13 protein-coding genes and 1 tRNA gene are annotated in these 20,143 nt (G+C 72.3%); 4 read left to right on the top strand and 10 right to left on the bottom strand.

Annotated elements, in window-relative coordinates; translation table 11 throughout:
* Positions 1-167: 167 nt before the first annotated feature.
* The 7 genes from DFR41_RS01420 to DFR41_RS01450 form a co-directional block, all read right to left on the bottom strand.
* Entirely contained in the window at positions 168-1,754 is a 1,587-nt protein-coding gene (locus tag DFR41_RS01420) for an Lcl C-terminal domain-containing protein (protein ID WP_170159298.1), read from the bottom strand.
* On the bottom strand, positions 1,738-3,693 hold the full coding sequence (locus DFR41_RS01425; protein ID WP_170159299.1) for a hypothetical protein: 1,956 nt from the start codon (positions 3,691-3,693) through the stop codon (positions 1,738-1,740). Before DFR41_RS01425 ends, DFR41_RS01420 begins: the two co-directional genes overlap by 17 nt.
* Entirely contained in the window at positions 3,690-5,837 is a 2,148-nt protein-coding gene (locus DFR41_RS01430) for a biotin/lipoyl-binding protein (protein ID WP_114801435.1), read from the bottom strand. Before DFR41_RS01430 ends, DFR41_RS01425 begins: the two co-directional genes overlap by 4 nt.
* Before the next feature lie 15 nt (positions 5,838-5,852).
* A complete protein-coding gene (locus DFR41_RS01435) occupies positions 5,853-7,730 on the bottom strand; it encodes an RND family efflux transporter (protein ID WP_114801436.1) in 1,878 nt (625 codons plus the stop codon).
* Positions 7,730-8,596: an efflux RND transporter periplasmic adaptor subunit gene (locus tag DFR41_RS01440; protein ID WP_170159300.1), complete on the bottom strand. Its 867-nt coding sequence runs from the start codon at positions 8,594-8,596 to the stop codon at positions 7,730-7,732. Before DFR41_RS01440 ends, DFR41_RS01435 begins: the two co-directional genes overlap by 1 nt.
* Positions 8,593-10,101, bottom strand: coding sequence for a TolC family protein (locus tag DFR41_RS01445; protein ID WP_114801438.1), 1,509 nt, complete (start codon positions 10,099-10,101; stop codon positions 8,593-8,595). The genes DFR41_RS01440 and DFR41_RS01445 overlap by 4 nt, the downstream gene beginning before the upstream one ends.
* 70 nt (positions 10,102-10,171) lie before the next feature.
* Entirely contained in the window at positions 10,172-10,885 is a 714-nt protein-coding gene (locus DFR41_RS01450) for a SapC family protein (protein ID WP_114801439.1), read from the bottom strand.
* Between the two features lie 345 nt (positions 10,886-11,230).
* Here DFR41_RS01450 and DFR41_RS01455 point away from each other — a divergent pair, with 345 nt between their 5' ends.
* Positions 11,231-11,872 (top strand): hypothetical protein, encoded by a 642-nt coding sequence (locus DFR41_RS01455; RefSeq protein ID WP_114801440.1) that lies wholly within the window; start codon positions 11,231-11,233, stop codon positions 11,870-11,872.
* Positions 11,873-11,921: 49 nt separating this feature from the next.
* On the opposite strand, the gene DFR41_RS01460 is transcribed toward DFR41_RS01455, so the two are convergent.
* From DFR41_RS01460 to DFR41_RS28245, 3 genes are all read right to left on the bottom strand, one after another.
* Entirely contained in the window at positions 11,922-12,815 is an 894-nt protein-coding gene (locus DFR41_RS01460; protein ID WP_114801441.1) for a LysR family transcriptional regulator, read from the bottom strand.
* Positions 12,816-13,058: 243 nt separating this feature from the next.
* A tRNA-Arg gene (locus tag DFR41_RS01465) sits at positions 13,059-13,133 on the bottom strand.
* A complete protein-coding gene (locus DFR41_RS28245; protein WP_081682351.1) occupies positions 13,090-14,058 on the bottom strand; it encodes a TetR family transcriptional regulator in 969 nt (322 codons plus the stop codon). The genes DFR41_RS01465 and DFR41_RS28245 overlap by 44 nt, the downstream gene beginning before the upstream one ends.
* Between DFR41_RS28245 and DFR41_RS01475 the strand changes: the two genes are divergently transcribed.
* Genes DFR41_RS01475 through DFR41_RS01485 form a run of 3 tightly spaced genes read left to right on the top strand, consistent with a single transcriptional unit; the run spans position 14,049 to position 20,015 of the window.
* Positions 14,049-15,320 (top strand): efflux RND transporter periplasmic adaptor subunit, encoded by a 1,272-nt coding sequence (locus DFR41_RS01475; RefSeq protein ID WP_114801442.1) that lies wholly within the window; start codon positions 14,049-14,051, stop codon positions 15,318-15,320. The genes DFR41_RS28245 and DFR41_RS01475 overlap by 10 nt on opposite strands.
* Before the next feature lie 50 nt (positions 15,321-15,370).
* Positions 15,371-18,544 carry an efflux RND transporter permease subunit gene (locus tag DFR41_RS01480; protein WP_114801443.1) on the top strand — a complete coding sequence of 1,058 codons (3,174 nt, stop codon included), beginning with the start codon at positions 15,371-15,373 and terminating at the stop codon, positions 18,542-18,544.
* Positions 18,537-20,015: an efflux transporter outer membrane subunit gene (locus tag DFR41_RS01485; protein WP_280525148.1), complete on the top strand. Its 1,479-nt coding sequence runs from the start codon at positions 18,537-18,539 to the stop codon at positions 20,013-20,015. Before DFR41_RS01480 ends, DFR41_RS01485 begins: the two co-directional genes overlap by 8 nt.
* Positions 20,016-20,143 lie beyond the last annotated feature (128 nt).

The following is a 20,143-nucleotide window of genomic DNA, read 5'->3' on the forward strand; positions in this document are numbered from 1 at the left end:
TTCTCCGTCTCTCTCGTTTCCGATCGGGCCCCTCGCGGGCCCGCCTCGTCCTCACGCCGCGGCTGGCCGCGGCATGCCCTGTTGTTGCGTCATCGGCCCGCCTGCAAGCGCGAAGCGCCCCCGTGCGCGATCGGCACGGGGGCGCGGCGCCAGCCGGCAGCCGGTTGTCATTGGCCCGCCCGCACCAGCCTCAGCCGGCGGTTGCCCGCCATGTCCGCGATGGCCACGTCGCCATCGACGAAGTCCACGTACCAGGCGCTGCCCGCGCTGGGCACCGCCGGCGAGCTGCTCCAGTAGCTGGCGCCCGCGCTGTTGGGGAAGTACGCCCGGTTGAAGGCGGGGGCCCGGCAGTGGCGCTCGACCAGCGAGGCCAGCTCGTTGCGGTTGGGCAGGCGCCAGTCGCTGTAGCCCAGCCAGCCCGCGGCATTGGCCGCCGCCACCTGCCCCAGCGCGCCGCTCCAGCTGAAGCTGGCGGCACTGCCCGACTCGCAGCTGCCGCCGCTCTGGCCCTGCGGGCACTGCGCCCACATGAGCTGGGTGCGCCGGTCGGTGACGGTGCCATCGCCGGGCGCGCTGTAGCGGTCGGACGCCGACTTGGCCGAACCGGCGGTGCACGGCGCCGCCGACGACAGGGCCGGCGCGCTGCCGCCGCTGACCAGCCGCAGCGACACGGCATTGCCGGGCGAATCGGCCTTGTTGCGCGGGCCCACGATGCCGAGCGAGAAGTCCACCACCCAGGCGGTCTGCGCATCGTCGGGATAGGTGGTGTTGCTCCAGAACACCGAGCGCGCCTGGTTGCCCAGGCCGGCCAGGTCGGAGAACCAGTCGGTGGTCGCGGCCACGCCGGTGCTGCGGCCGGCGTTGACCAGGCTGTCGAGCTCGCCGACCTCGGGCAGACGCCAGTCGCTGGCGCCGCACAGGCGGGCGGTGTTGGCGGCGTCGATCTGCGCCTGCACGTCGGCGAAGGCGGTGGCGGCCGGCTGGCTCACGCCCTGCTGCACCTGCCACATCAGGCCGGTGACCGCATCGCGCACGCAGGCCCAGCCGCTGGCCCCGGAGGCCATGGCCTGGCCGCTGGCCGAGACCTTGACATAGCTGAAGCCGGCCGGGCCGTCGCTGCCGCCGCCGGTCAGGGCCCGGCTGTCGCGGCCGTATTCGGCATCCTGGCCCGCGAGGCCGCTGGCCGGGCAGGCCACCGCCGCGCCCGCCGCCGTGTAGCACTGGGCGATGCCGGTGTCGTTGAGGCCGCCCGCATCGTCGTTGAGGATGGTGCCGTAGGCCACCGGCGAATTGGAGGCGCCGCCGATGCTCACGCGGAAGCGCTTGTTGGCCTGGAAGGTGCCGTCGTCGCACAGCGGGATGGCGAAGGTCACGCTGGAGGCGCCGGCCGGCACCCGCAGCGAGGTGCCGTTGGCGGCCACGTAGTCGCCGCCGGCGGGGCAGTTGGCCCCGCCGCGCGCATAGCCCGCCACCGGCTTGGCGGCCAGGTTGGGCGCCAGGTCGGCCGTGGTGAAGGTGATGGTCTTGTCCACGTTGGGGCCGGACTCGACCTTGACCGTGAAGATGATGCCGTTGCCGGACTCCAGCGCGACGCTGTCGGCCATGCTGAGCACCAGCGGCGTCTCGGGCACGGGCAGGAAGAAGCCGCCGCCACCGCCGCCGCCGCCTCCACCACAGCCGGCAAGTGCCAGCACGAGCAGCGGCCAGGGGCGCGCGCGGCGCAGGGCGCGCATCGGTTCAAGGAAGGGGGGCATGCAGTTCACCTCGCAGGACAGGGGCTTCGCCGCGGGCGGCGAAGGAGAGTTGGAGCGCGAGCTGCTGCTCGTGCAGGAAGAGCTGGCGCCGCTGGCGGCGCGCCTGGCGCGCGGCACCGGCGCGCTGCAGGCGCAGGCCGGTGCGCAGCAGCGCCAGCGCCAGGGGATCGGCCAGGCGTGCCGGCAGGGCCGACTGCAGCCGGGCCACAGTGGCCGCCAGCGGCGCGCCTGCGGGGGCGGACCACAGCCGAAGGCTGCGGCGCGCCGCCGGCAGGCGTTGGCCGCGGGCATGGAAGAGCGCCTCGGTACGGTCCGAGTCCAGCGGCTCGGGCAGCAGCAGATGCAGCGGCGTCGTGACCGGCACCGTGCGCACATCCAGGCCGGCCAGCAGCGGCTCGGGCACCAGCACGACCTCGCCGGGACGCAGCAGCCCGTCGTCGGGGCCCGGGGCGGCGGCGCCCAGCACGGCGGGGGCCAGGCCGTGCGCGCGCAGCGCTGGCACCAGCAGGCGGAAGCTCTCCATGCGGCGCAGGCCCACCAGCACGGCAGCGCCGTGCCGCACGGCCTCGGCCACGGCCTCGGCGGCCTGGCGGGCACGCACCTCGTCGTCGGCCGCCGCCAGGGCATGCCGCAGGGCGAGCGGCGGGGCGGTGCGCGGCTGGCGCAGCACCACGGCGCCGTAGATGCGCCACAGCTCGGACTCCAGCCCGCGCAGCGAGGAGGCGATGCCGCCCAGCAGCCGGTAGCCGCCGAAGAGCTCCTGGTGCGACAGCCGGCCGCGGGTGGCGGGCGGATGCGACAGGGGCAGGCCCTCGCGCGCCTCCAGCGCCTGCAGCAGCCCGGTGTGCAGGCTGCGCTCGGGCACCAGCTGTGCCAGCGGGAGCTCGCCGCCCAGCACGATGCGCGCGCCGCCAGCGGGGCCGGGCTGCACCTCGTAGTGGCGGCCGCGCACCAGCCGGTCGCGCACCACCAGCGCCTGCATCAGCAGCTCGTCGCGCCGGCGCGGGGCGCGCCAGAAGGGCGGCAGCCGGTCCTCCAGTTCCGCCAGCAGCGCCTGGCCGGCGGGGGTGAAGCGCAGCAGTCGGCCGCGGTCGTGGTAGTGCTCGCCGGCACGGAACTCCGCGGCCAGTCCCTGCGCGCAGGCGATGGCCTCCAGCAGCAGCGGGTTGTGGCCCGGCTCGCTGGCCACATGCGGATGCACGGCGTCGTCGATGAGCACGCGGTCGGCGTCGTCCACCAGGGCCCAGCAGGGCGTGGCACGCGGCCACAGCGCGGGATCGCGCAGCCGGTCGGCCAGCAGGCGGCGGGCGGTGACGAGCAGCACCTGCGCCCCGTAGGCCTGCGGTGCCGCCTCGGCCGGCGCCTGGGGCGGCAGGACGGCACAGGACACGCCGCAGCGCAGGTACAGCGGCCCGAAGGCGGCGGCATGGCGCGCAGCCAGCAGTTCGTTGCCGCACACCAGGTGGCAGCGGCGGCCGGCCCAGGCGCCCAGCACGGCGGCCAGCGCGATGGCGAGGCTCTTGCCGCTGCAGGGGCCGGCCTCGACCAGCCGGCCCTGCGCCACGGCCAGGGCCGCCTGCAGCTGGGCCGGCGTGGGCCGCTGACCCAGGCTGCGCGAGGCCAGCTCGGCCGCCGCCGCAGCGGCGGCGCCCCAGGCGGCCACGGTGGTACCGGTGGCGGCCTCGCCGGCGCGGGCCACGGCGGCGCGCAGCGCGTGACGGGCCTGGCGCGCCCGGGCGGCCAGCGCCTCGTCGTCCAGCAACTGCAGCGGCGGCTCGGCGGCGCGGGCGGCCTGCAGCAGGGCCGCCAGCATCGCCTGCCGGCGCCAGGCCTGCAGGCGCCACCAGCCCGGCAGCGTGCTGCGCCCGGCCCAGGGCGAGCGCAGCGCGGGCGCGGCCGGCGTGCTGTCGTGGGAGGCGTCGGCGCCGGGCAGGATCACAGCGCGTACCTCTTCTGCAGCAGTTGCAGGAAGCCCTTGTGGAAGCGGTCCCACAGCGGCTGCGCGGGCAGGGCCACCCGCAGCACGCCGGACATGCCGGCATAGGTGGTGGCCGGCGCGCCGGCGGGCAGCGGCGCGCGCAGCTCGAAGAAGGATTCGGCCGCCAGCGTGCCGGTGCTGTCGTCCGGCCGCACGGCCACCTCGCCGCCACCGGGCAGGCCCAGGGCCGGCGAGGCCAGGCGCTCGCGCTGGTAGGGGATCACCTCCAGCCGCTGCACGGCGATGCCCTGCCCCGCCTGGCCGGCCAGGCGCAGCTCGCCGGCCACCGGCGGCGCGCCGAACAGGTCGGCCGCGTCGCCCTGCGCCAGCACGGCGCTGAAGCGGTAGTGGCCGGCATCGACCACCTCGCCCAGCAACTGGCCGCGCTCGATCCAGGCCTGGCGGCGCTCGTGCAGCTGGGGCGCCACCCATTCGCCGTCCTGCGGGGCGCGCACGGTCAGGCGCTCGCGCAGGGCGCGCAGTTCGTCCAGCTGCTGGCGGGTGGCGTCGATGCGCACCTGCAGCGGCGCGGCGTCGGCGGGCGTGCGCTGCAGCGACTGCAGCTGCAGGGTGCGCAGCTCGTCCAGCTGCAGGGCGGCCAGGTCGATGTTGAGGTCGAGGTCGGGATTGCGCAGCTCGGCCAGCACCTCGCCGCGGCGCACGCTCTGGCCGTGGCGCACGCGAAGCTCGGTGAGCACGCCGGGCGATTCGACGAAGAGCAGCGCGCGGCGCTGCGCCTCCAGCACGCCGGGCACGCGCACCGCATGGGGCAGCGGCACCCAGGCGGTCAGCACGTAGGCCGCCAGGACCAGGCCCGCCACGGCGCCCACGGCGCGCGTGCGGCGCCCGGCCACGGCCGGGCCGGCCAGGTAGGCGGCGAACTTGCGCCCCGGCAGCACCAGCAGCGTGACGACGGTGGTGGCCAGCAGCGCCAGGCCAACGCCGAACCACTTGTCCAGCGTGGTCAGCAGGATGGTCGCGCTCAGCAGCAGGCGGTAGGCGAAGCTGGCCCAGCCGTAGGCGGTGAACCACAGGCGCTCGGTCGCATCGGTGGCGGGGCCGGCGGCGGCGCGGTTGCCCAGCAGCACGCGGTCGCACCAGGCCATCACCTGCTGCTGGCCCTTCTGGTAGAGGTTGGGCAGCTCCACCAGGTCGGTGAGCACATAGTAGGCATCGAAGCGCAGCAGCGGGTTGCCGTTGAACAGCAGCGCCGAGACCGAGCCGATGAACATGATGTTGAAGGCCAGCCCGTTGAGCGGTCCCTCCGCCGTGTGGGCCCACACCAGCGTGGCCAGGGCGGCGAAGAACAGCTCGGTGGCCACGCCCGCCAGGCCCACGTAGGCGCGCCGCCAGCGGCTGCCGAAGCCCCAGGTGGCGGTGGCGTCCACATAGGGCAGCGGCGTGAAGATCAGGAACATCACGCCGAAGGTGTGGACCTGCCCGCCGTAGCGCTTGACCACGAAGGCATGCGCCGTCTCGTGCAGCACCTTCAGCAGCGTCATGCCCAGGTAGAGCCAGGGCAGGTTGGACAGCGAGAGCACGCCGTCGGCATGGCGGCCCAGGCGCTCGGAATGCTCCACGGCCGTCCACACGCCGGCCAGCACGGCCAGCAGCCACACCACGCCCGCGGCGCGGCCGGTGCAGGCCATGACGAGCGGACGCAGGCGGTCGAGCAGCCGGTTGGGGTTGAACACCGGCACCCGCACGTACAGGAAGGACAGCAGCTTGCCCTGCAGCTCGCGGTCCTTCTGGCGGCGGCTGCGCTCGTCGATGGCATGGCTGTCGGGCGAGCCGGCCGTCACGAGCATGTTGGACACGTGCAGCTGCGACAGCAGGCGCACCACCTCGTCCTGGCCGGGGGCGGCGGCGCCGTGCACGCGCACGTACTCGCGCCAGACCTCGTCGACGGTGCGGCCGGTGTCGAGCGCGCGCGCGAAGTCGTAGGCCTGCGGCGTGACGCGGAAGAAGCGGTGGGCGTAGACGTCCTCCAGCACGAACCACAGCTGGCCGCGGTAGCGCTGCGCCCGCGCCTGCACGGCCGGCTGCAGCGCCACGCGCTGGCCGGCCACGCGGTACCAGGTGTCACTGAAGGCGGCGCCGGGCATGTCGTGTGCGCTCCGCTACCACCACAGCCACAGGCGCAGCTTGTCCACCAGCCGGTGGGTCAGGATCCACGCCACGTTGCGTTCGCCGGCGTCGATGCGCACGGCGCCACTCATGCCGGGCCGCCACCAGTCGGCGGCGGGCTGCTGCATCTCGGCGCGCAGCAGGAACTGGTTGCCGTCCTGGCCCTTGGTCTGGGCCACGGGGATCACGGCCGTCACGCGCAGCGGGATGCGGCGGTCGGGGTCGCTGACCAGCACCAGCTCGCCGCTGGCCTGCGCGGGCACCAGGGGCATGTCGCCCTCGGGCACGGTGGCCACCACGTACAGGCCCTCGACGCGGGCGATGCGAAAGAGCTTGTCGCCCTTCTTGACCGGAGCGCCGAGCAGGTCCTTGCGCTCGCCCTCGACGATCACGCCGTCGAAGGGCGCGCGCACCTCGGCCTGGGCCAGCGCCTCGCGCACGCGGGCCAGGCGCGCCTGGGCCTGGCGCTGGCGGGCGGTGGCCACTTCCATCTCGGCCCAGGCGGCGGCGGCGCGGGCCTTGTCGGCCTCGGCGCCGAAGCGGCGCACCTCGGCGTCGGCATCGTTCTCCTGCTGGCGCAGCTCGCGGGTGTCGAGCGTGGCGAGCAGCTGGCCGCTCTGCACGCGCTCGCCGGCGCTGGTCTCGGCGCTGTCGACGCGGCCGTCGTAGCCGGCGGCCAGCACCCGCGTGCTGTCGGTGGCGAGCTGGCCGGTGCCGTGTACGCGGTAGTCCCAGGTGGCGAAGGCGGCATACAGCACGAACAGGCCGGCCGCCACGGCCACGGCCTTGGGCCAGACATGGCGCGGCCCCAACCAGGACGCCAGGCGCAGCCGCAGGGCGTCGCGCGCACGCAGGCCCCACCAGCGCTCGCGCTGGCGCAGCTCGGCCAGGCGCGGCAGCACCAGCGCGGCCATGCCGCGCACCCGGGCCAGGCCGGGCTCGTCCACGGCGCGGCCTTCGGGCAGCGCGAACAGCAGCACGGCCTCGGGCGGGCCGTCCTCGGGGCCGAGGGCCATGGCGCACACCGCGGGCAGGCCCAGGGCCTCGCCCAGGCGCTGCAGCACGGGCGTCTGGTCGGCCTGCAGCACGCCCTCGTGCGCCAGGCTCTCGTCCATGGCGGCCTCGACCAGGGCGGCCAGGTCGGTGCCGGCCTCGAAGCGGTCCAGGTGGCTGATGGCGGCCAGCTGCGCCCGGCCTTCGTCGACCCAGCCCAGCGCGACGTGCGAGGCGCCGCTCAAGGCGGCCAGGCCGTTGACCAGGGCCAGCCGGGCGGCACTGCCGTGGGCCGCGCGCTGCACCTCGGTGGCCAGCGCCAGCAGCGCGGGCAGCGTGGGCGAGGCCGCCGGCACGCCCTCTTCCACCGCCACGCCGGCCGGGGCGCCGACGCCCGGCATGTCGGCCACGAGCTGCGCACGCAGCGCCAGCTCGTTGAGGCTGGCGCGCTCGCGCTGGGGGATCTCGATGAGGGCCAGCACCGGCCGCTCGCCGGCCTGGCGCACGGCCAGGTGGAACAGCGCGACGCCCTCGTGCGTGACGGGCATCAGCGCGAAGCCCTTGTCGGCCGCGCGCGGCGCCAGGGCCTGCAGGCTGGCCAGCGTGGCGGCATCGAGCGCGCCCGCCACAGGCAGGGCCACCTCGGCGACAGCGCCCAGCAGTTGCCAGCCGCTGCCGTCGGCCGGGGCGGCATCGGTGCCATCGACGCGGCCGGCGATCCACACGCGGCGGGCGCGGCACAGGTGGCGCAGGCCGGCGGCGTATTCGTCCCAGAAGCCGGGCTCGCCGCTGGAGCGGCGGCGCAGCGCCTGCAGGGCCTGCACCAGCCCCAGCGCGTCCGGCGCGCCGAGCGTGTGGGGAGGGTCGGCCGCGCCCATCAGCGACTTCCTTCCTGCAGGTCCACGATGCCCTTGATGCCCGCCGGCACCACGCCCTTCGGATTGGCGAAGCCCAGCCGCACCTCGACCAGGCCGCTGGCGGCGTCGATGACCGGCGCGACGTAGTTCACGCGGGCCCGCACCGGTGCCACGCCGGTGGCCGGGTCGAAGCGCACCGGCAGCTCGGCGCCGGCCTTGAGCGGCAGCGCGGCGGCCGGCGGCAGGTTGAGCTTGAGGTAGCAGTTGTCCGCGTCCACCAGCTGGATCAGCGCGTCGCCGGGCTTGGCCCATTCGCCCACGTCGGTGTCCACGCGCGTGACCACCCCGGCCACGGGGGCCGTCAGGCGGCGCAGCTCGCGCTCCTGCTCGGCCGCGGCCAGCTCGACACGCTCGCGCACCTTCTGCGCCTGCAACTGGGCGACGCGGCCGCGCGCGGTGACCAGGTCCAGCTCCAGCCGCGCGACCTCGTCGCGGCTGACCGCGCCGCGGGCGTTGAGCAGCTTGCGCGTGTCCTCGTACAGCGGGGCGAGGGTGCGCACGCGCTCCTCGGTGGCGCGCAGCTCGGAAAGGTCGTCCAGCATCACCCGGCGCCGCTGCACCTCGGTGGCCTGGATGCGCTCATCGATGTAGAGCAGCGGCGTGCGCGCCTCCACCCGCTGGCCCACGGCCACGGGCACGCGGGCCACGACGCCGGGCACGCTCACGCTCAGCAGCAGATCGTGCCGCGCATGGACCAGGCCGGTGAATTCGCGCGCGTGCAGCGCGGCGCTGGCGGCCAGCAGGAGCAGGCCGAAGCCCGCGGTGCGCAGGTCGAGCACGGCGGCGCGCCGGCCCCGCAGGCGCTCGGTGCCGGGGCGTCGTTTCATTGCCATGTGACGTCCACGCCGTAGGCGGTGAGCAGCAGCCCTTCGGACTGCTGGAACAGGGTGAGGGCCGTCCACAGCCGGGCCTCGCCTTCGACCAGGCGCAGCTCGCTCTCCAGCGTCTCGGCCTCGCGACGCAGCACGCGGGCGCGCGGCACCAGCTGGTCGCGCAGGCCGGACTCGTCGGCCCGCAGCAGGCGGGCGCGGCTGTCGAGGTCGGCGCGCAGCTGCTCGACGTCGCGCCGGGCCAGCTGCAGCGCGTCGGCCCGGCTGCGCCAGTCGTTGGCGAAGCCGATGCGGGCGTTGCGCGCCTCCAGCTCGGCCTGCTCCAGCTTGAGCTGCTGGCCCTGGTACTGCGCCTCGGGGCGCGTGGTGCCGCCCAGCGGCTGCTCGTAGTACAGGCCCACGTACCAGTCGGGGTAGCGGTTGTGCGGCACGGGGTTCATGGCCGAGTGCGGATTGCGGCCGAGGCCATGCGAGCCCCAGTTGGCCTGCAGGTCCAGCTGCGGCTGGGCCTGGTTGCGCGCGAAGTCCAGGCGATGCTGGTTCTGGCGCACGCGCAGGCTGGCGATCTGGAAGGGCGGCCACTGGTCGAGGCGGCGCTCCCAGGCCCCGGCGGTCGCGGCGTCGTCGCCGGACATCGGCGCCAGCGCCGGCAGGGCCCAGGCGCCGTCCTCGGGCGGCAGGTCCAGCAGCGTGCGGATGCGGGCCTCGGCCTCGACGATGGCCTGGCTGCTGCGCAGCAGCTCGCTCTCGCGCATCGACAGCAGGGCACGGGCCTCGTCCTCGACGGTGACGGCCACGCGGCCGGCGGCCGCGCGCTCGCGCGCATCGGCCAGCGCTTCGCGGGCGTTGTCCAGCAGGCGCTGGCGCAGCGGGTGCGAGCGGTACGCACGCTGCAGTTGCCAGTAGGCGGACAGGGCCTCGCTGCCCATCTTGAGCAGCTGCTGGCGGAAGGTCCAGTAGCCCACCTCGCGTTCGAGTTCGGCCACGCGCAGGTCGGCCTCGACGGCATCGGTGCCGCGGCCCTTGAGCAGTGGCTGGCGCACGGTGACCACCAGCTGCGCGGTGGCCTCGCGGTCGCTGCCGTCGTTGTAGAGGGCCTCGATCAGGTTGTTGCGGCGCAGGGAGCGCTGCAGGCTGGTGCTGATCTCCGCGCCGGTGGAGGCGCGCATGCGCAGCCCGGCCTCGGCGGTGTTGACCATCTCGTCCAGCACCGAGGTGCGGGCGGCCAGGGACGAGAGCTGTTCCTCGGCGGTGCGCTGGCGGCGCCGGCTTTCGTGGCGCACCGAGCCGAAGGCCGTCGGCTGGTAGAGCGAGGCCTCGGCCGCCAGGCCACGGTCCGCGATGCGGGCCTGCAGGCGGGCATAGGCGATCTCGGCATTGCGATCCACCACCAGCTGGATGAAGCGGCGGGGCGTGAGCGTGCGTGCATCGGCCGCCGAAGCGGCTGCCGACTGCGCCGCCGCGCCCGGCAGCGCGAGCGCGCAGGCGCCCGCGGCCAGCATCGCGACCCAGCCTGCGCGCGGCTTCGTGCCGCGCCTTGTCGACGCCCGCCTGCGCACGGCCCGCGTCTTCTTACTTGCCCGCGCGCTTGTCGGCCAGCGTGACCAGCCGCTCGATCTGGGCCAGCGAGATCAGCTGCGCATAGATCGCAGGCAGGTAGCGCTTGGCACGGATCTCCAGGAAGCGCTCGTCCGAGAGGTTGTTCAGGCGCTCTTCGTTGATCACGTAGCAGCCGGCGATGTTCTTGATGCCGGCCGACTCGCGCACGCGCATGTTCAGCGGCGTGAGCATGTTGTGCGCGGCCAGGAACTTGGCGAACTCGCGGGTCAGCGCGTCCATCTGCTGCAGCTCCGACAGGTAGCGCTTGACGTTCTCGATGACCTGCGTGGGCTCGCCCTTGTCGTCGAACAGCGGGCTGCCTTCGGTGCTGCTCACCAGCTCGCTGCCCTCGTCGATGCAGATGGTGAACTGGCCTTCCTTGTCGGACGAGGCCAGCGCGAAGGGATAGCGGCGGATGATCGCCGGCACATAGGACGCGTCCCACTTGCCGTCGGCACCGACGAAGAGGTTGGTGCCGGCGTCGAGGCCCAGCAGGGCCACGGGCCGGAACTCGTCCTTCTCCTTGTCTTCGAGGAAGACGATGGGATAGATCGCCGCGGCACGGGCGAACTCGTGCATGGTGACGTAGGCGATGTGGAACTTGGAGGCGAAGGAAAAGCCCGTGATTTCCTTGATGCGCGTTTGCGCATGGCGCTCTTTGTTGACGGGCACGACCTTTTCAAACAACTGACGTTCTCCTTGGACAGATTCAAGCCGGATTGCCATCGGCTTGGCGGCCAGGAGCCCAAGGCACGGCACGCCGGCGCCGGGCATTGCTTGCACGCATGCTCTGCGTCGGTCACCCACCTCCTCAGCCCTTACAGATCCCCGCTCTCCTGATGGCGGCACGAGTATTGGGCGGCGCCTCTTTCACCGCGATGGTGCATCGCGCATCAGGTGTTAACTGGCTGACATATCTCTGACTGGGCGCTGCGGCGCCTTTGACGGGCGCGGTGGGCAGATGTCAGCGACTTGTCATTTCGAAGCCGTTTCCGCTCGGCAGCGACCCGAGGGCTTCCTACATTGACAGCCATGCTGGAACCCCTGCCATTGCTGCGAACAGGCACCGACGAGCGCGTCGCGGTGCGGCGCTGCCTGTTCCCGCCGGTGCCGGCGCGGCACGGGAGCGCCACTGCGCGCGCGGACGGCGCACGCCCGGGCGGCGAGCTGTCGGGCTCGCGCGCAGCGCTGGTGACGCTGCCGGACCTGTGGGCCATCCGCGCCGCCTATGGCGAGGACGTGGCGACCGGCGCGAGCCGGGAACTGCTGCGCCGCCTGCGCCAGGCCGTGACGGACCCCCGCCGCGTGGCGGTGCTGGCCGAGGACTGTTTCGTGGCCTGGCCCTGCACGCCGGACGCCCACCAGGAGCGCCAACGGCTCGCCGATCTGGTGCGTGCACTTGGCCGCCCCATGTGGCCCGAGGGCATCGGCTGCGTGGCGGCCGTGGATGCCGAATGGGTGGACCTGGCCGGCAGCGAGGGCGAGGAACTCGATCCCTGGGACGCGGGCCATCTGCGCACCATCGCGGCCCTGCGCGCACCGGCACGGCCCACGGTCGATGCCGACTGGCTGCGCCGCTACCGCTGCGGCATGGATGGCGCGGTGCGCGCCGGCGCCCATACGTGGGCCGCGGCGCAGCGGCCGCCCGTCACGGCCCTCGCGCACGCAGACTGAACCCTGACCTTCGGCATCCTTCGAGACCCGGAGCGCGGTCCCGCCACGCTCACTGGACATCCAGGCCGAAGCGATCCAGGAGGCGCAGCATCGCCGACAGCGCCGCACTCTTGTGGCGCCGCTCGGAATAGGCTGCATAGACCCAGAGGTCCGTGGGCATGTGCTCGTCCAGGGCCTGGACCAGTTCCCCATTCGCCAGGAAGGACGCCACGGCGGGCTTGGGAGCGACCGCGATGCCGACGCCCCGCAGCGCCAGCTGGACCACGGCCACCGGGTCGTTGACCTCGATGATGCCAAGCCGATGGGCGACCGGCGTGTCCGGCCGACGTGTCGGCGCCAGGCTTGCCGCCGCCCAGGCGCTGTACTGCAGCACGTTGTGGTGGGTCAGTTCATCGAGCGTGGCCGGTTTGCCGAAACGCTCCCAATAGGCCGGCGCGGCGCACAGCACCAGGTCGAACTTCATCACGCGGCGCGCGATGAGCTGCTGGTCGGCGATGGTGCCGCTGCCGAAGTGCAGGTCCACGCCCTCGCGGATGAGATCGATCGGTTCGTTGGTGAAGCGCAGGGTGAGCCGCACGTCCGGGTAGCTGCGCACATAGGTGGCGATGATGTCGCTGAAGCCGCCGAACACCAGGCCGTAGGGTGCGCTCAGCGTGAGCCCTCCCTTGGGCAACGAGCCGAATTCGCGCAGCTCGTCCATCATTTCCTCTGCGTAGGAAACGAGGTAGGTGCTGCGCTCGAGCAGACGCTGGCCGGCATCGGTCAGGCTGATCGTGCGGGTAGAGCGGTGCAGCAGCCGCACGCCGAGCCGCCGCTCGAGTTCCGCCACGTACTTGCTGGCCGTCGCCTTGGACAGCTGCAGCGAGACGGCCGCCTTCGAGAAGCTGCCACGGCTGGCAACTTCATGGAAGGTCTTGATCAGGTCGAGGCTGTCGACCGACATGCTGCTTCAGCAACGGCCGAAGCCGATGCCTGTGCATCCGGTTGAAATCGGCCCGCCGCACGAACGGGCTCTGGGGCTCGAGAACGCATGAACATCCGCATCGCCGAAGCATAAATGAACTTGGTGGTTCATTTATCTTCGAGAAGCCGCATGTCGGCCCCGGGGCCGGGCCTCCGGTCCTTCGCATCGGCGAGAGCCAAAGAAAAACCCGGCTACGTCAGAAACGTAGCCGGGTTTTGTGTCTGGTCCCGCCGCCAGGAATCGAACCTGGATCTCAGCCTTCGGAGGGCCGAATTCTATCCGTTGAAATACGGCGAGAAAGTCGCGCCGAACTCGGCCGCGAACCCGGCATTATGACCGATCTTCTGCGCTGGGCGTGCTCGGCGCGCCCCGCTGGCAGGACGGCAGCCGCCGCATCGGCCGCCTCCCCACCGCGGGGAAGGCCCAGGCCGGCGAGATAGACACCGAAGAGCCGACGGCCCGCGGGCACGAGGTCGAAGGCCGCCGGCTCCAGCAGCCAGTCGTCGATCAAGCCCGACATCAGGGCATGCAGGCCCTGCGCCGCGGTGCGGGCCGGCACCGGCAGCCGCAGCCCGCGCATGCGCGCGGCCAGCCGCAGGGCCTTCTCGAAGTCCATGACGCACGCATCGCGCGCGCCCAGGTGCCGCTGCTGCACCGAGGCCATCTCGTCCGTGTACTCGACCTTGTGCACCGCGATCTGGAAGACGCGGCGCACCTGCGGGTCGTCGGCGATGAGCGCCAGCGCCCGCGTCATGCCCTGCTCGATGAGGTCCAGCGGATCGACCCCGGCCGGCTCGGCGGCCTGGCGCACGCCCTTCTCCATCGGCAGCGTGACCCGCTCCATCATGGCGTTGAAGAGGTCGGCCTTGTCCTTGAAATGCCAGTAGACGGCGCCGCGGGTGGCCCCCGCTTCCTCGGCGATCTGCTGCAATGACGTGCGCGACACGCCCTGGGCCTGGAACAGCCGCTCGGCCGCATCGAGCAGGCGATGGCGGGTGGCCAGGGCTTCTTCCTTCGTGCGCCGTACCACGGCATCTCCTTGGCAAGAAAACGAAATAAACCGAAACGTGAGGGCCGCGACTATACATTCAAGAATGTATGTAAACTTGCTGCCCCGGCAAGCTTCTGGCGCCCCGATCTGCCTGCACGCATGATCGATCCGCGGCGCGTCCGCTTCCTCCGCTTTTTCAATCCCACTCCAAGAGGATTCGCATGCCTGCATCGCATGTTGTTGCAAGTCGTTCGATGTTTCGTCCCGGTTCGCCCCTGACCCTCGCCGCCACCGCGGTCCTTCTGAGCCTGGCCCTGGTGGCCTGCGGCAAGAAGGACGCCGCGGCACCGGCCGGCGGCCCTCCGGGTGGCGGCATGCCGGCCCCCGAGGTCGGCGTGGTGATCGCCACCCCGGGCGAAGTCGGGCTGGTGACCGAGCTGCCCGGCCGGCTCGAGGCCACGCGCGTGGCCCAGGTGCGCGCCCGTGCCGCCGGCATCCTGCAGAAGCGCCTGTTCGTGGAAGGCAGCGACGTGAAGGCCGGCCAGCCGCTGTTCAGGATCGACGCCTCGCCCTACGAGGCCACGCTGCGCAGCGCCGAGGCGACCCTGGCGCGCGCCGAGGCCAACGCGGCCCAGGCGAAGGCACTGGCCGATCGCTACAAGCCCCTGGTCGAGGCCAACGCAGTGAGCAAGCAGGACTATGCCAACGCCATCGCCTCGCAGAAGGCCGCCGAGGCCGACGTGCTGGCCGGCCGCGCCTCCGTGACGACGGCCCGCATCAACCTGGGCTATGCCACCGTCACAGCCCCCATCTCGGGCCGCATCGGCCGCGCGCTGGTGACCGAGGGCGCGCTGGTGGGCCAGGGCGAGGCGACCCAGCTCGCCACCATCCAGCAGATCGATCCGCTCTACGTCAACTTCACGCAGTCGGCGACCGAGGTGATGCGCATGCGCCGCGCGATGGCGCAGGGCAAGCTGCAGCGCGCCAGCGGCCCGGACGCCGCCGACGTGCGCATCGTGCTGGAGGACGGCACCGAGTTCGCCCAGCGCGGCCGCCTGCTCTTCTCCGACCTGACGGTGGATGCGAGCACCGGCCAGATCACCCTGCGCGCCGAGGTGCCCAACCCCAAGGGCGAGCTGCTGCCGGGCATGTACGTGCGCGTGCGCACCGAGCAGGCCCAGGTCGACAAGGCCATCAGCGTGCCCCAGCAGGCCGTCACGCGCACCGACCAGGGCGACACCGTGACCATCGTGGGCCAGGACGGCAAGCTGTCCAAGCGCAACGTGAAGATCACCGCCGGCAGGAACAACCGCTGGATCGTCACCGAGGGCCTCAAGGAAGGCGAGCAGGTGATGGTCGACGGCTTCCAGAAGCTGCAGATGCTGCCGCCCGGCACGCCGGTGAAGGCCGTGCCCTGGCAGCCGCCGGCGACGGCCGCCGCGGCCCCGGCCGCCGGCGCCTCGGCCCCCGCGGCCGCACCGGCCAAGCAATGACGCCGGCCCGCAACCCCGACTGATCACGAAGAAGGAACGCGAGCACCTCTATGGCCAAGTTCTTCATCGATCGCCCCATCTTTGCGTGGGTGATCGCTCTGTTCATCCTGGTGATGGGCGGCGTGGCGATCACGCAGCTGCCGATCGCCCAGTACCCGCCGGTGGCCCCGCCGGCCATCGTCATCAACGCCGCCTATCCCGGCGCCTCGGCCCAGACGCTGGAAGACAGCGTGCTGTCGGTCATCGAGCGCGAGATGAACGGCTCGCCCGGCCTGATCTACATGGAGTCGGTGGCGCAGGCCGACGGCACCGGTTCGATCACCGTGACCTTCGAGCCCGGCACCAATGCCGACCTGGCGCAGGTGGACGTGCAGAACCGGCTGTCGCGCGCGACGCCGCGCCTGCCCTCGGCCGTGACGCAGCAGGGCGTGCGCGTGGACAAGTCGCGCAACAACTTCCTGCTGTTCACGATGCTGTCGTCGACCAACCCGGCCGTGGACACCACGCAGCTGGGCGACTACGCCGCCCGCAACATCCAGCCCGAACTGCAGCGCGTGCCCGGCATCGGCCAGGTGCAGCTCTTCGGCAGCGAGACGGCGATGCGCATCTGGATCGACCCCGCCAAGCTGCAGGGCCTGAACCTGAGCGCGGGCGACGTCAACACCGCCATCCGCAACCAGAACGCCCAGGTCGCCTCCGGCACCATCGGCGACCTGCCCAACGTCACCGGCCAGGCCATCGCGGCCACGGTGGTGGTCAAGGGCCAGCTGTCGTCGGTGGCGCAGTTCGGCAACATCGTGCTGCGCGCCAATGCCGACGGCTCGACCGTGCGGCTCAAGGACGTGGCCCGCATCGAGATCGGCGGCCAGAGCTACTCGACCTCCGCCCGCCTGAACGGCAAGCCGGCCGTGGGCCTGGGCGTGCAGCTCTCGCCCTCGGGCAATGCGCTGCAGGCCGCCAAGGCCGTGCGCGCCAAGATGGACGAGCTCAAGCGCTTCTTCCCGCAGGGCGTGAGCTATTCCATCCCCTACGACAGCTCGGCCTTCATCAGCATCTCCATCAGCCAGGTGGTCGAGACCCTGGTCGAGGCCGTGGTGCTGGTGTTCCTGGTGATGTTCCTGTTCCTGCAGAACTGGCGCTACACGCTCATCCCAACGCTGGTGGTGCCCGTGGCACTGCTGGGCACCTTCGGCACGCTGCTGGCCCTGGGCTTCTCGATCAACGTGCTGACCATGTTCGGCATGGTGCTGGTGATCGGCATCGTGGTGGACGACGCCATCGTGGTGGTGGAGAACGTCGAGCGCATCATGAGCGAGGAAGGCCTGCCGCCCTTGCAGGCCACGCGCAAGGCGATGCAGCAGATCTCCGGCGCCATCATCGGCGTGACGGTGGTGCTGATCTCGGTGTTCGTGCCGCTGGCCTTCTTCGCCGGCTCCACGGGCAACATCTACCGCCAGTTCTCGGCGGTGATGGTGGCCTCGATCGCGTTCTCGGCCTTCATGGCGCTGTCGCTCACGCCGGCGCTGTGCGCCACGCTGCTCAAGCCGGTCGAGGCCGGTCACCATCACGAGAAGCGCGGCTTCTTCGGCTGGTTCAACCGCGGCTTCTCGCGCACGGCCAAGGGCTACGAGGGCTTCGTGTCGCGCCTGCTGCGCCGTGCCGCGCGCTACCTGATCGTCTACCTGGCCATCATCGGCGGCGTGGTGTTCGTCTACTCGCGCCTGCCCACCTCCTTCCTGCCGCAGGAAGACCAGGGCAACATCCTGGTGAACGTGCAGCTGCCGCCGGGCGCCACGCTGGAGCGCACCGAGGCCGTGATGGAGAAGGTCGAGAACTTCATGCTCAAGCAGCCGCAGGTGCAGAGCATCGTGGGCGTGCTGGGCTTCAGCTTCTCGGGCCAGGGCCAGAACGCGGGCATCGCCTTCGTCACGCTCAAGGACTGGAAGGAGCGCGACGGCGAGGCCAACTCGGCCTCCGCGCTGGCAGGCCGCGCCTTCGGTGCGCTGTCGGGCGTGCGCGATGCCTTCATCTACCCGCTCAACCCGCCGCCGATTCCCGAACTGGGCTCGGCCAGCGGCTTCAGCTTCCGGCTGCAGGACCGCTCGGGCCAGGGCCATGACGCACTGGTCAACGCCCGCAACCAGCTGCTGGGCATGGCCATGAAGAGCCCGGTGCTGACCGCGATGCGCCCCGACGGCCTGGAGGATGCGCCGCAGCTGCAGATCGACATCGACCGCGACAAGGCGCAGGCCCTGGGCGTGAACTTCGACGCCATCAACACCGCGCTGTCGACCTCGCTGGGCTCGAGCTACATCAACGACTTCCCGAACCGCGGCCGCCTGCAGCGCGTGGTGGTGCAGGCCGATGCCCCGGCCCGCATGCAGCCCGAGGACCTGCTGCGCCTGAACGCGTCCAACACGCAGGGCCAGCCGGTGCCCTTCGCCTCCTTCGCGACCACGCGCTGGATCAAGGGCGCGCAGCAGACCGTGCGCTACAACGGCTATCCGGCCATGCGCATCAGCGGCGAGGCCGCGCCCGGCTACAGCTCGGGCGCCGCCATGGCCGAGATGGAGAAGCTGGCCGGCCAGCTGCCGCCGGGCTTCGGCTTCGAATGGACGGGCCAGTCGCGCGAAGAAAAGCTCGCCGGTTCGCAGGCCATCATCCTGTACGGCTTCGCCATCCTGGCGGTGTTCCTGTGCCTGGCAGCGCTGTACGAGAGCTGGTCGATTCCGCTGTCGGTGATCCTGGTGGTGCCGCTGGGCGTGCTGGGCGTGCTGCTGGCCACGCTGCTGCGCGGCTACTCGAACGACGTGTACTTCCAGGTGGGCCTGATCACCATCATCGGCCTGTCGGCGAAGAACGCCATCCTGATCATCGAGTTCGCCAAGGACCTGCAGGCGCAGGGCAAGAGCGCCATCGCCGCCGCGCTGGAAGCCGCCCACCTGCGCTTCCGCCCGATCGTGATGACCTCGCTGGCCTTCGGCCTCGGCGTGGTGCCGCTGGTGCTGGCCTCGGGCGCGGGCTCGGCCAGCCAGCGCGCCATCGGCACCGGCGTGCTGGGCGGCATGCTCACGGGCACCGCGCTGGCGGTGTTCTTCGTGCCCATCTTCTTCGTGGTGGTACGCACGATCTTCAAGGGCAGCAAGCGCCAGCAGGACATGAACAAGCGCCATGCCCAGGAAGCGGGCATTCAGGAAGAATCCGGAGCCGACAACCATGGCTGAGTCCAAGACGATGATGACGCTGCCCTTCGGGCCCCTGGCGCCGCTGGCGCTGGCCGCCGCGCTGCTGATGAGCGGCTGCTCGCTGATCCCCACCTATGAACGGCCGGCCGCGCCGGTGCCCACCACCTTCCCGGGCGACCCGGCCCAGCCGGGCAGTGCCAAGGCGGCGGTGGACGTGCCCTGGCAGGCCTTCTTCTCCGACCCGCGCCTGGCGGGCCTGATCCAGACGGCCCTCGACAACAACCGCGACCTGCGCGTGGCCGTGCTCAACATCGAGCAGGCCCGCGCCCAGTTCGACGTGCAGCGCGCCGCGCTCTTCCCGACCGTGGGGCTGAGCACCACGGGCTCGCGCTCCGAGCCCAACTCGGCCCGCGCCTACAGCTCGTCCGCGCCCAAGGTGTCGTCGAGCTATTCGGCGGGCCTGGGCGTGACGGCGTGGGAGATCGACTTCTTCGGCCGCATCCAGAGCCTGAGCGCCGCCGCGCAGGCCCGCGCGCTGGCCACCGAGGAGTCGCGCCGCGCCACGCAGATCAGCCTGGTCGCCCAGGTGGCCAACGGCTGGCTCACGCTGGCCGCCGACGAAGAGCTGCTGGCCATCACCCGCCAGACGCTGGCCACGCGCGAGGAGACGCTCAAGCTGACCAAGCTGCGCTTCGACAACGGCGTGGCGTCCGAGCTGGACTACCAGTCGGCCGTCTCGCTGGCCGAGAACGCACGCGCCACCTATGCGCAGCAGATCCGCCTGCGCCGCCAGGACGAGAACGCCCTGGCGCTGCTGCTGGGCGCGCCGGTGCCCGCTAGCGCATTGGAAGGCCTGGCCGGCGACAACGGCGGGCTGGCCAGCGTGCGCGCCATGCCCGACGTGCCGGCCGGCCTGCCCTCGGACCTGCTGACCGAGCGCCCGGACATCCGGTCGGCCGAGCAGCAACTGATCGCGGCCAACGCCAACATCGGCGCGGCGCGCGCGGCCTTCTTCCCGCGCATCGCGCTGACCACCTCCATCGGCACGGTGAGCTCCGACTTCTCGGGCCTGTGGAACGGCGACGGCACGCGGGCCTGGAGCTTCGCGCCCAGCCTGACGCTGCCGATCTTCACGGCCGGCGCCAACTCGGCCAACCTGGCCTCGGCGCGCGTCAGCCGCGACATCGCCGTCGCCCAGTACGAGAAGACCATCCAGACCGCCTTCCGCGAGGTGGCCGATGCCCTCGCCGGCCGCGAAACGCTGGGCGAGCAGGCCCGCGCCGCCCGCGCCCAGGCCGAGGCCGAGGGCACGCGCCTGCGCCTGTCGGACCTGCGCTACCGCAACGGCGTGGCCAGCGCCCTCGACCTGCTGGATGCGCAGCGCTCGCAGTTCACGGCCCGCCAGACGGCGGTGCAGACCCAGCTGGCGCTGCTGCAGAACCAGGTCACGCTCTACAAGACGCTGGGCGGCGGCTGGACCAGCAGCACGCAGCAGGCCGGCGCCCAGTAGGCCCGGACGCAGCGGTCGGCGGCGACCTTCGAGCCGATCGCTGATCTGCATCAGGAGTCCTTCTTTCGGGGGGTGTGCGGGGGTTATCCCGGGTCAGCCGGGGCCTGTCCGCCCACCCCCCGTCCCTA

Origin of the sequence: Pseudacidovorax intermedius (genome assembly GCF_003350475.1) — a bacterium.
In the GTDB taxonomy this organism is placed as follows: Bacteria; Pseudomonadota; Gammaproteobacteria; order Burkholderiales; family Burkholderiaceae_C; genus Xenophilus; species Xenophilus intermedius.